The organism is Schinkia acidoalkalinis (assembly GCF_054301215.1).
The window spans coordinates 4,108,014-4,122,399 of sequence record NZ_CP182573.1; the positions used below are offsets into that span (position 1 = coordinate 4,108,014).

Sequence of the window (14,386 nt, forward strand, 5' to 3'; positions counted from 1 at the left end):
GACTTGGGAAAATTTGATTTAACAGATAAAGTTGCCATTGTAACAGGAGGAAATCGAGGATTAGGAAAAACAATGGCCTTAGCCTTAGCAAGGGCAGGGGCAGATGTTGTAATTATTGGTAGAGATGAAGAAAAAAACGAAGAGGCAGTATCTGATATTTTAAAAATGGGTCGAAAAGCTTTCAGTTTTTCAATCGATTTAATCAATGTAAATGCAATTCAGAAAATGATGGACGAGGTAGGCAATATATTTGGCAAAATTGATATATTGGTGAATAATGCCGGGATCTCCCAAACAAAATTTGCATTTGATGTAACGGAAGAAGAATGGGATAGAGTGATTGATTTAAATGTAAAATCACTATTTTTCTGTTCCCAGGCTGCTGCTAAAAAAATGAAGGAGCAAGGGTATGGAAAAATAATTAATATTGCTTCAGTTGCTGGAGCTGTTGGTGATATTGGAATAAGCCCATATACCGCCAGCAAAGCGGCCGTTATTAATCTAACCAAATCTCTTGCACTTGAATGGGCAAGGTATGGAATTCAGGTCAATGCAATTGGGCCTGCTTATATTGAAACAGATATGAATAGAAATGAATTAAGGAATCCTAAGGTATTGGATAAAATCGTAAATAAAACACCGATGAAGAGATTAGGAACCCCAGAAGAATTAGAAGGGGCGCTTATTCTGTTGGCTTCGCAGAGCAGTAGTTTTATCACGGGCCAAACCATTTTTGTTGACGGAGGATGGCTTGCCCAGTAGAGACATATGAGAAAAATTAATGTAATCACACAAAAAGAATTAGTAGATTCGCCATTATTAAAGAATTGCACGGCAGTGGTTATAGATGTTTTTCTAGCTACATCCACAATCGCATGTTTGTTGGAAAATCGATTTAATCCTGTCTATGCCGTTAAAGATGACATAAGAGCATTGGAGATTGGGAAACAACAACAACGCCCTTTTCTATTGTTGGGAGAGTTATACGGGGATAAGATTGAAAATTTTGAATATCCGGATCCAACAGTTATTAAAAAAGACTTTACCCGAAAGGCGGCTATTATTTGCTCAACTAATGGAACTATTGCGGTTGAAAAGGCAAAGGAAGCAAAATTGCTGTATGCTTCATCCCTGCTAAATGGACATCGTGTGGCCGAACAAATCAGTCAACAAGGTGATAATTCATCTATTATCATAATCTGTGCTGGAAATGCAGGCCGGTTTTCGCTAGAAGATTTTGTTGGAGCGGGACATATTATTGATTATCTTATCAAATACGGAGATTACTCATTGTCGGATTCGGCCAAATTAGCTAGAGATTGCTTTGTTCAATCTAAACATATTGAATTTGAAAACTTATTACTTAGTGAGACTGCAGGCTTGCTGCATCAAAAAGGGTATGGACACACATTACGATGGGTGATTGACCATTTTGAAAAAATGAGTGCTGTTCCAATTTTTGAGGAGAAATACTTTATTTCAAAATCATAAAAACAGCAAATTTCCTACCAAAGAGGTTGGAAATTTGCTGTTTTCATTTTAAAATATTGCTTACTTTGCATGCTCGATATACCAAAGCTCAGGAATCGTTACAAAACGATATCCTTGTTTCTTTAAATAAGGAATAAGTTCCTCTAATGCATTGACTGTTCCAGTTAAATCCTGCGTCCAATGGCCAGCGCTGTGCATAAGGATGATAGCACCAGGATGAACAGCATTTAATACATTGCGTTTCACTTCTAATGCTGAAAGGCTTTTCCAATCCTCCGAATCAACAGACCACCCTATACAACGATAATTCAATTTTTCTAACTCTTTCACTAGCTGCTCATTTAAGGCTCCGTAGGGAGCACGGAAAAGGTTCGATTGAACTCCGACAACAGCTGACATTTCCTTTTCATTTTTTTCTATTTCCCAAACCATATTTTTGACGCCCGTATTTGTAAGTTTTGGATGCCAAAATGTATGGTTTCCAATGACATGCCCTTCATAATGAATACGTCTAGCGGTGTCGGGATAAGCACGAACTCTTGTCCCTAGTAGAAAAAAAGTGGCTTTTACATCATATTTTTTCAATACATCTAAAATTAGTGGTGTAAATCGATTATCTGGACCATCGTCAAATGATAAGGCGATTACTTTTTGTTGTGTATTTGCTTTGTAAATCATTGTGTTGGGGTATTTTGCTTGTAATGGGTAAGTTGAAGCTTGAACAGAACTAGTGGGACCCATTGGTCCTACACAAATAATTGTAAGAACTTGTATAATTAAAAGAAATCGAGTGCAAAACATGTCCTTCACTTCTTTCATAATACTTCCTTTAGTATTACGATAAATGAAGGATAATATCCATTTGGAGCATTTAGATTTTTACTAATGCGCTCTCTTTTTTTTTCGGTATAATTAAGACGGAAGGGGATACAACAGGATGAATAGCAAAAATAAAACAGTTGTCCGATCGATGGATATATTAAATTTATTTATTGATCATGCGGAATTATCATTTCAAGAAATTATCAATCTGTCAGGGATGCCGAAAACCTCAGTCTATCGGATGTTGATGTCGTTAGAGGACATGGGTTTTTTGGAAAAAGGCAGTGATTCTAAGTACAGGCTTGGTCTGTTGTTTCTTAAATTTGGCCATCTCGTTTCTGCAAGGCTAGATATACGGAAAATTGCTTATCCGATTATGGATGCGTTACATAATGATGTTGAAGAAGCGATTAACCTGACTGTTCGTGAAGGAAATGAAGCCGTCTATATTGAGAAAATCGATAGGAAGCAAAAGGTAAGGCTTTATACTGCAATTGGCAGAAAGAGTCCGCTCCATGCTGGCGCTTGTCCACGATCGATTTTTGCTTTTTTACCTGATTCGGAAATAAAGGCCTATCTTGACACAGTAGAACTTAAGCCAATTGCCAATGGTACGATTACCAACAAAGATCAACTATATGAAAGGATTCAACAGGAACGAAGAGAAGGGTGTACCGTTAGCCATTCGGAATTGGAGAATTTTACATCTGCAGTTGCAGCCCCTATCTATAATCACCTAGAAGAAGTGGTTGCAGGTATTAGTATTGCGGGGATTGAGGCAAATTATCAGGGAGAGAAGCTTGAGATTTTTAAGGAAAAAGTAAAAAAAGCTGCAGCGGAGATATCTAGACAGCTTGGATATATGGAATAATAACTGGGTAGCCGCTTACTGTCGAAGTGGTCTACCCCTGTTTCTTCATTAATATAATATTATATGCATGTTCTTCAAGCCAATTATGGATGAAGTGCTTTCATACGAATTCCCATGGCAAGTTCATTTAGTATAATCTCTTTTTCGATTAACTCATTTTCCGCTTGTTCAATCGAGACAACTTTAAACAAAATTTTAGCTTTTGGTTGCAATTGGGCCAACTTTGGTAAATCGGCGGAAATGACTTGGCCAATTTTCGGGTATCCTCCAGTCGTCTGGCGGTCTGCCATTAAGATAATCGGCTGTCCATTTGAAGGAACTTGAATTGTCCCGTACGTAACACCTTCTGATAACAACTCGAATTTTTCAGCTAAAGACAATGCTTTTCCTTCTAAGCGATACCCCATACGATCCGCTTGAGTTGTTAAAGTATATGGCTCTGAAAAGAACGTCTGTTGACTACTTTCATCAAAACGATGATACTCGGACCCTCTAAGAACACGAATGGTTTGTGTTTGTTTGAATGAAAAAAATTCCTTATAGTTAACTGACCATGGAAAATGACGATTCATTTTTTCAAGCTGCCCCACAAATGAAAGAGCAATATGGGTATAGGACCCAAATGAAAATTCGTCACCTTTTTGCAGGGCTCTGCCATGAAATCCACCAATTTCTGCCCGAAGGTAGGTGCTTTTGCTGCCCATCACTTCTGGAACCTGAATGCCGCCCGCAAAGGCAACGTATGCCCTGCATCCTGTAATCGCGGATTTGAATTTTAAGATAGATCCTTTACGAATGAGGATTGGCCGCCACATTGGCGCTTCTTCTCCATCAATGGTCGGCTGTAAATTGCCTCCGGTAATGGCGATTAATTGCTCACTTTGAAATTCGAGTGTCGTTCCAAACAATGTAATTTCAAGTGCTCCTTCACCTTCTGAATTTCCGATAAGCAGATTCGCAATTCTAAGTGAAATTGAATCCATCGCACCGCTTACGATAACTCCGAATTTTTGTGAGCCGAATCTCCCTAAATCTTGTATGGTAGTTGATAATCCAGGATGTAAGACCTTTACGCTCATCGTTTCATCTCCTTATAAGCAGCAAATTCTTCATGTGAAATAGGGGTAAAGCGGATTTTATCGCCTGATTGTAATAATGTTGGCGGCGTTTGGTTCGGAAGAAATAAATCGAGCGGAGTTCGCCCAATGATTTGCCATCCACCAGGTGTCTCAAGCGGGTAAATGCCCGTTTGTTTGCCAGCGATTCCAACGGACCCTGGAACAATGGCAAGACGTGGTGAATCCTTCCGAGGTGTTGCAATTCTTTCATCCATGCCTCCTAAGAACGGAAAGCCTGGGGCAAAACCAATCATGTAAACTAAACATTCATTGGAAGAATGAATTTGAATAACCTCATCAATCGAAAGTCCATGATAGGCCGCAACATAATCCAAGTCTGGGCCAAATTCTCCACCATAGGCCACCGGGATGGTAACAAGCCTTTGTTCAGCCTTCTCACTGTTGTTTACCTGATCGAGTAACTTATTAATTAAAGCGCTTACTGTTTGATAAGGACTTTTTAGATCGCGATTAACAATCGAAAAATAAACTGCGACTGGGTTGTAATAAACCGTCAAGCTATTATAAGACGGAACAGATTCTATTAATCCTGGGAACGGCTCTTTTTCTAATAAGTAGGATAGATGTTTTACTTTTTCATGAACAGCGGGGTTGATTCCATCTCCTAAATGAACGACCAGCGCTGAATCCCCTAAAGGCCGTATGGGTTCACTATTGTTGTAATTTGTCATAGAAGTCAACTCCTTGAGTTTCGAAATTCGGAAATACCGTTCTATAATACGGATGATATTTTTATTATAGATTAATTGAATAGAAAAACAAGACTTAAGTAAGGGAATATTGCGATGTGTTTAATTTTTCTTATAATTTGAAAATTAGTTCTTCTCAAAAAAAAATAGTTATGCTAGAATAAGGCTATAATTCAAAACTTAAGTTCCGAATAATGGAACGAATTGTTTAAGCACATGAAGGAGGGGTTCAATGTTTCGAGTTGATTTAAACTGTGATTTAGGAGAAAGTTTTGGTCGTTTTAAGCTTGGGGAACAGGAAGAAATTTTAAAATATGTAACGTCAGCTAACGTTGCCTGCGGTTTTCATAGCGGCGATCCAACTGTGATGAGGGAAACAGTGAAGTTGGCCATTGCGAATGGCGTCAAAATTGGAGCCCATCCTGGCTTACCTGATTTAAACGGTTTTGGCCGCAGGGAAATGGCAATTACACCACAAGAGGGCTACGATATGGTTGTATACCAAATTGGGGCATTACAAGGATTTTTAGCAACATTTAATGAAACTATGCAACACGTTAAACCACATGGTGCGTTGTACAATATGGCAGCCAAGAATCCGAAGCTTGCGGAAGCGATTGCACAAGCAGTTTATGATGTATCACCATCATTGATTTTATTCGGTCTTGCAGGCAGTGAGTTAACTAAGGCTGGTGAGAGAGTTGGGCTACGTACCGCCCATGAGGTTTTTGCCGATCGTACCTATCAGTCTGACGGAACGCTAACTTCTCGTCGACAAAATGACGCATTGATTACAGATCATGAACAATCTGCTGCACAAGTAGTGAGAATGGTAACAGAAGGAAAAGTAATTTCCCAGCAGAATATAGACGTTTTATTACGAGCAGATACAGTATGCATACATGGTGATGGAGCACATGCAGTATTATTCGCAAAATATTTAAACGAAACATTATCAAAAAATAATATTACCATTTCAGCAATCAGCAATTGAGAGGAGGCTTCATATGGAAAACGGGAATGCAACAGCAAAAGAAGTGGAATCAAAGGTGGAACAGGCAGATTTAAAGGGTGTTCACAAAAATGATAGCGCTTTAGGGAAAAGAAAAATAACCAGCAGTGTTTTACTAGGTGCCGCATTTTTGATGGCAACATCATCGATTGGGCCAGGTTTTTTGACACAAACAACAGTATTTACACAGCAATTGGCTGCTAGTTTTGCCTTTGTTATTTTAATATCATTGCTGTTAGATGTTTTTGCCCAAATGAATGTTTGGCGTATCATTTGTGTATCAGGGTTGCGTGGTCAAGAGATAGCCAATAAGGTCTTGCCTGGGCTTGGTGTTGTTTTGGCTGTACTAATCGTTGTCGGTGGTTTGGCTTTTAATATTGGAAACGTTGCCGGAGCTGGATTAGGTTTGAATGCAATGATTGGCTTAGATCCAATTACAGGTGCCATCATTAGTGCTGTCGTTGCGATTTTTATCTTCCTTGTAAAAGAAGCTGGTAAAGCAATGGACAAGTTCGCACAATTGGCAGGGGTCGTGATGATTATCCTTATGGTTTATGTTGCATTTAAGACGTCACCTCCTGTTGGAGAAGCCATTGTGAATACTGTTAAACCGGAGCAAATTAGCTGGTTTGCTATTATTACTCTTGTAGGTGGCACAGTTGGTGGTTATATCACATTCGCTGGTGGACACCGCTTGTTAGATGCAGGTATAAAAGGTGTGGAATCTTTGCCAGATGTAACAAAGAGCTCTGTTACTGGTATTATTGCGACAGGTGTTATGCGTGTTGCGTTATTCTTGGCTGTTCTTGGTGTTGTTGCGCAAGGTTTGCAAATTGATGCGGCAAATCCGCCGGCATCTGTTTTCCAATTAGCAGCAGGGAACATTGGTTATCGAATTTTTGGTGTGATTATGTGGGCAGCAGCGATTACTTCAGTAGTAGGGGCAGCCTATACATCTGTTTCATTTATTCGCTCTTTCCATCCTAACATTGAAAAATACCATAATTGGATTATTATCGCGTTTATCATTGTTTCAACTGCAACATTTGCTTTTGTCGGAAAGCCGGTTAACATTTTACTACTAGTGGGAGCGTTAAATGCACTGATTTTACCTATCTCTTTAGGAACACTATTGGTTGCTGCATATAAGAAGAGTATTGTTGGTTCCTATAAGCACCCGTTATGGCTAACGATTCCGGGTGTGCTCGTTGTAGTTGTAATGGGAATTTTAGGAGTAAAAACATTAATAGAGCAATTGCCTCTTCTATTTAAGTAAGTATAGGGGGAATAAAAATGCAAAACTATGAATTTATGGAGCCAAAAGAGATTAGAGAATTAATACGTCAACAAGTGATTACAGGGCCAACAGCAGGCATGTCAAAAGGCTATACACAAGCGAATTTAGCTGTCTTAAAAAAAGAGTACGCCTTTGACTTTTTACTGTTTTGCCAACGGAATCCAAAGCCTTGCCCCTTGTTGGATGTGATCGAACCAGGTTCATATAGTCCTTCCTTGATTGCAAAAGGGGCGGATATTAGGAAAGACATTCCGAAGTATCGAATTTACCGAGACGGCGTTTTTACGGAAGAAGTAACAGATGTAACAGAGTACTGGGAAGATGATATGGTTGGTTTTTTAATCGGATGCAGCTTTACCTTTGAAACACCGCTTCTTGAAAGCGGTATCCCAGTTCGTCATATCGAAGAAAATTGCAATGTACCAATGTTCAAAACAAATATTCCTTGCCAAAAAGCCGGAATATTTGAAGGCCCAACGGTTGTGAGTATGAGACCGATGACATCAGCGGATGCCATCCGTGCCGTGCAGATTACATCACGATTTCCGGCCGTCCATGGCGCACCGATTCATATTGGTGATCCAAGTCTAATTGGCATCAAAGATATCTCAAAACCTGATTTTGGAGATGCCGTCACGATTAAAGAAGGAGAAGTTCCTGTATTTTGGGCTTGTGGTGTGACTCCTCAAGCGGTCGCGATGGAAAGTAAGCCATCCATCATGATTACACATGCACCAGGCTGTATGTTTATCAGTGATGTCAAAGATGAGAAATTTAGTGTGCTATAAGAAGCAGGGTTCCCACTGCTTCTTTTTTATGTTTTCAAACATAATCACTTCGACTTCTACATATATTGCCTAAAATCAAGCAAAAATAGTTAAAAAAGTTCATAAAGTTGCAAAGAATTAGTGGGGGAAAATGGTTTATCCTTAAAGTAAGAGAATCTATCTATAAAATGGTTGAAATGAGAGGAGGAATTAGCGTGCAAGTTCGTGATTTTATGATTAGAAATATATATACGGCGAATCCTTCAACAACTGTCAGGGAATTAATATCTATCCTAGAAACGAATCGAATTGGCGGTGTCCCAGTTGTTGATGAAAAAGGAAATTTAGTCGGGATCATTTCAGACGGTGATGTCGTTCGTTTTCTATCACCAAAGAAAGAAAAAGTATTTTTGGCGTACTATATTACTTATATTGAAGAAGCTCAAACAATTGAAGATGTATTAAAAGAAAAAATGGATACACCGATTGAGAAAATTATGGTTAAGAAAAATATTAAAACCTTGTCACCTGATGATGACTTTGAAACTGCAATTCGGTTAATCTCCAATCATCATTTCAAAAAAATCCCAGTTGTAAATGGAGCAGGAAGAGTCGTAGGCATAATTAGCCGTGGGGACATTATACATCATCTCTCAAAAAAATGCGGTGAAGACGAATTAGTACCTAAACAATGAAACTGACATCCAAGGTCGTTTGTGTTTTCGACTTTGGTGTCTTTTTTTGACAACTTATAGAATCAAAGAGGACTGTACCCGGCTCCTTAGACCCGCGCTAGACAATTATGGGCGAAGGCGTATAATTTGGTTTATCAAAGAGTTGGGGGGAACAGGAATGGAGATCGTGTTAAACAAGCTTTTTGTTGGATTACCACAAAAGGTGGGTGTAAAGAATGCCCACAGTCCAATGGACCGAGAATGGGAAAGCGGCATTTTCAAGAAGCCGATACAAGGTCAAGTTTGGCTCGGTAAAATGGGCTTACATGGTGATGGTCAAGCTGATACAGAAAACCATGGCGGGCCTGAAAAGGCAGTGTTTGTTTATCCATTAGAACATTATACCTATTGGCAAGAGGAACTACCAACAACTGAAATTGGGCCTGGTGGTATGGGCGAAAATTTTTTATTAAAAAATGCTACAGAAGAAATGATGGCAATTGGTGACGTTTTTGAAATTGGTGAGGCTGTTGTTCAAGTTTCACAGCCCAGACAACCATGTTGGAAGCCAGCCCGCCGTTTTAGGACGAAAAATTTAGCACTGCTTATCCAAAATACTGGTAGAACTGGTTGGTATTTTCGCGTTTTAAAAGAGGGTTTTGTAGAGGCAGGGCAAACATTCTCTTTAGTCGAGCGTCCGTTTCCTTATTGGACCATTTCAAAATGCAACGAAATCATGCATGGAAAATCGCCAAATCTGGAGGAATTAAGAAAACTTGCCCACTGTGAATTATTGGCAGAGGGATGGCGAAACACACTGAATAAACGGGTCAAAACAGGGGATGCTCCGGACATACGCAAAAGAGTTATTGGACCTAATGAATAAATGAAGTAGTCAAGTTCAGATATTGCTATTAATTGAATTGATGTTGAAATTTGATTGTTAATCTTTACTAGATAGGGGACAAAGAAGTGACAACAAGACAGCAGGTGTCGGAATGGCGTGGCAAGTGTCTTCATTCAAGCAAAATGAGGACAAAATGTGCCGCTTTGGCAGTCAGTCTGTCCACAAAATAGCAAAATGAAGACATCTATTGTTGTGATGGCAGCTCATATGTCTTCATTTTTACGAAATGAAGACAGCAGGTGTCGAAATGGCGTGGCAAGTGTCTTCATGTAAGCAAAATGAGGACAAAGTATGCCGCTTTGGCATATCCTTGTCCAACCCTATCATTTTCTATCAAAAGCATTTTGTCTTTTCTCCACTTTTTCTTTATAACGTGTGAAAAACCAGATGGCCAATGTAATCCAAAATCCGCTGATGAAATATCCCGCCATAATATCGCTTGGATAATGGACCCCAAGATATATTCTGCTCACTCCAATTGTTACAATCATTAAACTACTGACAAAAATTAAAATCATTCGACCTAAGTGGGTCGGAATATGACGCCAAAGAAGGAAGGCAAGTATGCCATACAAAGCCATTGCATTAGTGGCGTGGCCACTTGGAAAACTATAGCCACCAACTTCAATTAGACGATGTAAATCAGGTCGCGCTCGGTGAAACAAGAGTTTGAGCGAAGCAAACAGGAAATTAGCTCCAATCATAACACCAATGAATAAAATGAGTTCGGAACGATGTTTTAGTACTTTATATAAAAAAAAAGAAGCGATGAGTACAATAAAAGCGATTGCTTTCGATGAACCAATGAAAGTGAAAACTTTCATAATCTGAGTTAAAGTCGGTGATTCAAATCCAGTAATAAACGAAATAATCGTACTGTCAAATTTGACAATCTGGTTGAAACTAACCAGAAATGCCATGAAACCAAAGCCAAGTAGCGATGCCAAACTGATAAGGAATGCTTTAGAAAGCTGGATTTTTAAGTTCATAATGTAACCCCTTTATGTATTGCCTGTTTTTCCTGATTAGAAGATTAAATTTTCATTAAAAAAACGAATCATTCCCATTATCATGCTAAATTGAAATGGGCACTTTATTTATTTTAGATGGAACTCATTACCTTTTTCAAGTTAGGAGTATGGATTTTGTAAAAAGGATCTTAGTTGTAGAGATATGTAGATGGGAGGGCTGTTTCCATGATTGGAAAACTATTGTTACTATGCGTAGCTGGCCTAATTGCGCTATTTCTTCTTTATGCGATTATTCCAACAGTTCTCATTCGAGTTTTTGAATGGAGGGTCACGAAAAGGATTAAAGGAGAGGGTGTTGCTCTAACCTTTGATGATGGCCCAAGTTCTGAATATACCGAAGACTTGTTGGATTTATTAAAAAAATATAATGTGAAGGCCTCCTTTTTTGTTGTCGGCAGCCATGCATTAAGAAATCCTGATATTATCCAACGTATGCATAGGGAAGGTCATACAATCGGCATCCATCACAATGAGCATATATCGAGCTGGCTCTTAACGCCATTCAAATTAAAAAAGCAGTTGCAGGAGGCTAAAGCCACGATTGAGGGGCTAATAAATGAAAAAGTTACTTACTATCGGCCGCCATGGGGGCATTTTAATATCTTTTCTCCTTTTTTAGCAAAGCAGTATAAAGTAATGATGTGGTCGGAAATTTTCGGTGATTGGAAAGTGGAAAACTGCAAAAATAGCTTGCTTGATCAGCTTAGGCAGACAAAAGATGGAGCAATTTTATTGCTTCATGATTGTGGAGAAACATGGGGTGCTGATCGAGAGGCTCCAAAATTTATGATGGAAAATCTCGAAATTTTTTTAAAGGAAAGTAAAGCAAAGGGCAGAAGTTTTTTTACACTCAAAGACATATTTAATTAGAGGTGTTTATGAGCATAGATGCAATTTCACAAGCTATTCAAGCACATGGTTATCTTATCATTGCTGTGTTTTTATTTTTTGGTATTGTCGGCATCCCAGCCCCGGAAGAATCGCTGTTATTTTTAGTCGGATTGTTAATTGCCCATCACCAGCTTTCTTTTGGAGCAGCAGTAGTTAGTTCTATTTTAGGTGCTTTTGTTGGGATGCTTACGGCTTACGGCTTTGGCAAGTTTGTTGGGTTTCCCTTCATAATCAAATTTGGAAAATACGTTGGTATTACCGTTGAACGCTGGGAGAAGGCGAAAAACAAATATAGTAAGAACGTGCATAAAACAATCCTGTTTGGTTTTTATATGCCCGGAATTCGCCAAATCAGCCCTTATTTTGCAGGAATTTCGAAGCATCCATTTAATAAATTTGTAGCTTTTTCATTGCTCGGTACTATTCTTTGGGTCGGTCCTTATATCGTCGCAGGGTATTACGCTGGGAATGTCTTTCGAATAAATCCGGAATATGTTCCATATGCTGGTCTTTTGTTATTCGTGATTTTTTTAGCTTATGTTTTTATAAAATCTAAAATTATAAAGCCAAAAGTAAAGGGAATTGAATTTAAAACGACATCTGATGACCCATCCTAAAAACACTCTGAAAAAAACATTAAAAATTGATTAAAAGGCAAGCATTTCAAGAAAATGGTGATACATTGAATGGGTAAAGGTTAATTTTTATAAGGTTTTTCCAGAACAGGGGATGAACGTGATGAAAAAGGTTTTATTCTTACCACTTATGCAAATGCAGTCCGGGCATCACAAAGTTGCCGATGCCCTTATGGATATTTTGAAAAAATATACAACGGATTTACGATTAAAAAAAATTGATTTGTTAAGCTATACAAATGAAATGTTAGAGAAAATGGTCACAGGCAGCTATCTAAAATGGATTCGCTATGCGCCTGAAAGTTATAATCTTGTTTATAAAAATTTTTTCTATGCTCCGCCAACAAAGGAACATACACTTAAATGGCATCAACACATTTTTATTAAAAAAATGGAGCAGCTGTTAGAGGAGGAAAAGCCCGATTTAATTATCTGCACCCATGGCTTTCCGTCCTATTTGCTCAGCCAGTTGAAAATGAAGGGGAAATGTAATCTTCCCATTATAAATGTCTATACGGATTTCTTTATTAACAGTATTTGGGGAAAAGAAGGCATTGATTTTCATTTTGTTCCAAGTAAACAAATTAAAGAAACGTTAAGAAAGCAGGTTTCAGAACAAAATATGATTGTTACGGGCATACCCGTCCATGAAGAAATTACACAAAACGTATCTAGCCCATTTCGCAGAAAGCGACTAAGGATTTTAATTTCTGGAGGGAATAGTGGATTAGGCGGCATCCTAAGACTTGCGGATGAATTAAAACAGTCTACCCAGTTCGATTTCTTTGTACTTTGCGGCAATAATCGTCATTTATATAATGAAATTCTCTCTTGGCAAATGGATCATATTAAACCGTTGCCTTACATTTCATCAAGAGCCGAAATGAATAAATTATATGATAAAGTTGATGCGATTGTGACAAAGCCAGGCGGTGTTACCATTAGTGAAGCATTAAGAAAAAGACTGCCTATCTTTGTCCATTCCTCCCTTCCAGGCCAGGAGGAAATCAATTTAAAATATTTAAAACAACAAGAACTTGTTTTTGAGCTAAGCCCTAAAAAATCTCTTCAGATTCAATTGCTGCGTATTTTAAAGGACAAAGAAAAGATGAAGCTCTGGAATAAGGCAATTGATAGCTATCATGCAGGAATCGAAATAGGTGAACCAGGGGAAATTGCGGAGATCATCAAATCGTTTCTTTATGAGAAAGAAGCCATCAGCCTTCCCTCAAAAGTCTATGGTGGTAGCAGAAGGGCGGCAGGCTTACTTGACTCCGCCGTTAAATCTGGAATGTTAAATTATTAGGTTTAAGGGGTGGGAAGCAGGGGGCTGCTTCCTCAATTTTTATACACCTTCCTACGATACTCCTCCAAACAATCTTTACATATACAAGCTTTGTTGCGTAGTTCCTCTGGTACTAGCTGAAATATACCTTCAGGGAAGGACTCTGTACTGCACCAGCAGGTTGAAGTTCCTAACTCATTCCCACATTTATTTTCTTTATTACAGATTGGGCATTTCTTAGCGCTGATTTCCATTTGTTTTCCTCCATGCTAATTCATCGATTTTTTAATCCAACTTTTCTTTGCTTCATAACCGGAAAAGCTTGCAGTATTTCATCCCGTGAGTGTAGTTCTTTAATAGTAACAGTATCCATGAAGGTCTACTCCTTTTTTATTTTCCTGTGGATAATTTTAACATTATTGCGACAAATGGGAAATTGATTATTTTAAGGATTATCAAAGTTTTGATAAAAATAATATTACAATGTTGCAAAAAGGAATAAAAATGTATACTATCAATATGCGTATACCAAAAAGAGGGAGATGTGTTACATAATGGAATGGAATCAAGATGCACAGGATTTATTGGAGGAACTAGTAAAGCCAATTCCTGTTTTTGCGCGGCCAGTGGCTAAAAAGAAAATCGAAACCTTTATTCTTGAAGGAGCAGAAGGTGAATCTGTTATGAAAGAAGATGTGGTCAGAGGATACCTTCTTTCATCACGTGGAGGTATGCAGGGTCGGGCTGTTAAGCTATTAACTGCAAAGGGAATCGATTTAACACCTTATGAGGATTTGCTTGAAACAAGTTGATTAGTTTGAAAAAAGAAGGCCATCTCCTAGTTATTGGAGTATTGGCCTTCTTATTCTATTCTC

The 14,386-nt window shown here is 38.5% G+C and carries 17 protein-coding genes; 12 read left to right on the forward strand and 5 right to left on the reverse strand.

Translation table 11 applies throughout. From position 1 onward, the window contains the following. The first annotated feature begins 3 nt into the window (after positions 1-3). Both ACNQFZ_RS20940 and ACNQFZ_RS20945 read left to right on the forward strand, forming a co-directional pair. A complete protein-coding gene (locus ACNQFZ_RS20940) occupies positions 4-762 on the forward strand; it encodes an SDR family NAD(P)-dependent oxidoreductase (protein ID WP_458413213.1) in 759 nt (252 codons plus the stop codon). A gap of 6 nt (positions 763-768) precedes the next feature. Beyond that, positions 769-1,491: a 2-phosphosulfolactate phosphatase gene (locus ACNQFZ_RS20945; RefSeq protein ID WP_458413214.1), complete on the forward strand. Its 723-nt coding sequence runs from the start codon at positions 769-771 to the stop codon at positions 1,489-1,491. A 60-nt stretch (positions 1,492-1,551) separates the two neighbouring features. Here ACNQFZ_RS20945 and ACNQFZ_RS20950 read toward each other — a convergent pair whose 3' ends face one another. Beyond that, positions 1,552-2,310 carry a polysaccharide deacetylase family protein gene (locus ACNQFZ_RS20950; protein WP_458413215.1) on the reverse strand — a complete coding sequence of 253 codons (759 nt, stop codon included), beginning with the start codon at positions 2,308-2,310 and terminating at the stop codon, positions 1,552-1,554. Between the two features lie 118 nt (positions 2,311-2,428). Between ACNQFZ_RS20950 and ACNQFZ_RS20955 the strand changes: the two genes are divergently transcribed. Further along, positions 2,429-3,184, forward strand: coding sequence for an IclR family transcriptional regulator (locus tag ACNQFZ_RS20955; RefSeq protein ID WP_458413216.1), 756 nt, complete (start codon positions 2,429-2,431; stop codon positions 3,182-3,184). A gap of 83 nt (positions 3,185-3,267) precedes the next feature. Here the strand turns inward: ACNQFZ_RS20955 and ACNQFZ_RS20960 are convergent, their stop codons facing one another. Continuing rightward, positions 3,268-4,263, reverse strand: a complete 996-nt coding sequence (locus ACNQFZ_RS20960) for a 5-oxoprolinase subunit C family protein (protein ID WP_458413217.1) — start codon at positions 4,261-4,263, stop codon at positions 3,268-3,270. Next, complete coding sequence (gene pxpB, locus ACNQFZ_RS20965) at positions 4,260-4,994, reverse strand: 5-oxoprolinase subunit PxpB (protein ID WP_458413218.1); 735 nt, start codon at positions 4,992-4,994, stop codon at positions 4,260-4,262. The genes ACNQFZ_RS20960 and pxpB overlap by 4 nt, the downstream gene beginning before the upstream one ends. A 250-nt stretch (positions 4,995-5,244) precedes the next feature. On the opposite strand from pxpB, the gene ACNQFZ_RS20970 reads away from it, so the two are divergent. The 5 genes from ACNQFZ_RS20970 to ACNQFZ_RS20990 all read left to right on the forward strand — a co-directional run bounded on the left by ACNQFZ_RS20970 (position 5,245) and on the right by ACNQFZ_RS20990 (position 9,648). Continuing rightward, positions 5,245-6,006: a LamB/YcsF family protein gene (locus ACNQFZ_RS20970; protein WP_458413219.1), complete on the forward strand. Its 762-nt coding sequence runs from the start codon at positions 5,245-5,247 to the stop codon at positions 6,004-6,006. A gap of 151 nt (positions 6,007-6,157) precedes the next feature. Further along, positions 6,158-7,300, forward strand: a complete 1,143-nt coding sequence (locus tag ACNQFZ_RS20975) for an NRAMP family divalent metal transporter (RefSeq protein WP_458415468.1) — start codon at positions 6,158-6,160, stop codon at positions 7,298-7,300. 17 nt (positions 7,301-7,317) lie between these two features. Further along, a complete protein-coding gene (locus ACNQFZ_RS20980) occupies positions 7,318-8,109 on the forward strand; it encodes a putative hydro-lyase (protein WP_458413220.1) in 792 nt (263 codons plus the stop codon). A gap of 194 nt (positions 8,110-8,303) precedes the next feature. After that, positions 8,304-8,783: a CBS domain-containing protein gene (locus ACNQFZ_RS20985; RefSeq protein ID WP_458413221.1), complete on the forward strand. Its 480-nt coding sequence runs from the start codon at positions 8,304-8,306 to the stop codon at positions 8,781-8,783. A 157-nt stretch (positions 8,784-8,940) separates the two neighbouring features. Further along, positions 8,941-9,648, forward strand: coding sequence for an MOSC domain-containing protein (locus ACNQFZ_RS20990; RefSeq protein WP_458413222.1), 708 nt, complete (start codon positions 8,941-8,943; stop codon positions 9,646-9,648). 344 nt (positions 9,649-9,992) lie between these two features. On the opposite strand, the gene ACNQFZ_RS20995 is transcribed toward ACNQFZ_RS20990, so the two are convergent. Then, on the reverse strand, positions 9,993-10,658 hold the full coding sequence (locus ACNQFZ_RS20995) for a phosphatase PAP2 family protein (RefSeq protein ID WP_458413223.1): 666 nt from the start codon (positions 10,656-10,658) through the stop codon (positions 9,993-9,995). A gap of 207 nt (positions 10,659-10,865) precedes the next feature. Between ACNQFZ_RS20995 and ACNQFZ_RS21000 the strand changes: the two genes are divergently transcribed. The 3 genes from ACNQFZ_RS21000 to ACNQFZ_RS21010 all read left to right on the forward strand — a co-directional run bounded on the left by ACNQFZ_RS21000 (position 10,866) and on the right by ACNQFZ_RS21010 (position 13,532). Then, on the forward strand, positions 10,866-11,570 hold the full coding sequence (locus tag ACNQFZ_RS21000; protein WP_458413224.1) for a polysaccharide deacetylase family protein: 705 nt from the start codon (positions 10,866-10,868) through the stop codon (positions 11,568-11,570). Between the two features lie 8 nt (positions 11,571-11,578). Further along, positions 11,579-12,208 (forward strand): DedA family protein, encoded by a 630-nt coding sequence (locus ACNQFZ_RS21005; RefSeq protein ID WP_458413225.1) that lies wholly within the window; start codon positions 11,579-11,581, stop codon positions 12,206-12,208. A 121-nt stretch (positions 12,209-12,329) separates the two neighbouring features. Further along, positions 12,330-13,532: an MGDG synthase family glycosyltransferase gene (locus ACNQFZ_RS21010; protein WP_458413226.1), complete on the forward strand. Its 1,203-nt coding sequence runs from the start codon at positions 12,330-12,332 to the stop codon at positions 13,530-13,532. A gap of 32 nt (positions 13,533-13,564) precedes the next feature. Here the strand turns inward: ACNQFZ_RS21010 and ACNQFZ_RS21015 are convergent, their stop codons facing one another. Beyond that, the gene (locus ACNQFZ_RS21015; RefSeq protein ID WP_458413227.1) at positions 13,565-13,765 is read right to left on the reverse strand and encodes a cysteine-rich CWC family protein; all 201 of its coding nucleotides are present in this window, start codon (positions 13,763-13,765) and stop codon (positions 13,565-13,567) included. Positions 13,766-14,065: 300 nt separating this feature from the next. On the opposite strand from ACNQFZ_RS21015, the gene ACNQFZ_RS21020 reads away from it, so the two are divergent. After that, complete coding sequence (locus ACNQFZ_RS21020) at positions 14,066-14,323, forward strand: DUF2621 family protein (RefSeq protein WP_458413228.1); 258 nt, start codon at positions 14,066-14,068, stop codon at positions 14,321-14,323. Positions 14,324-14,386: the final 63 nt, after the last annotated feature.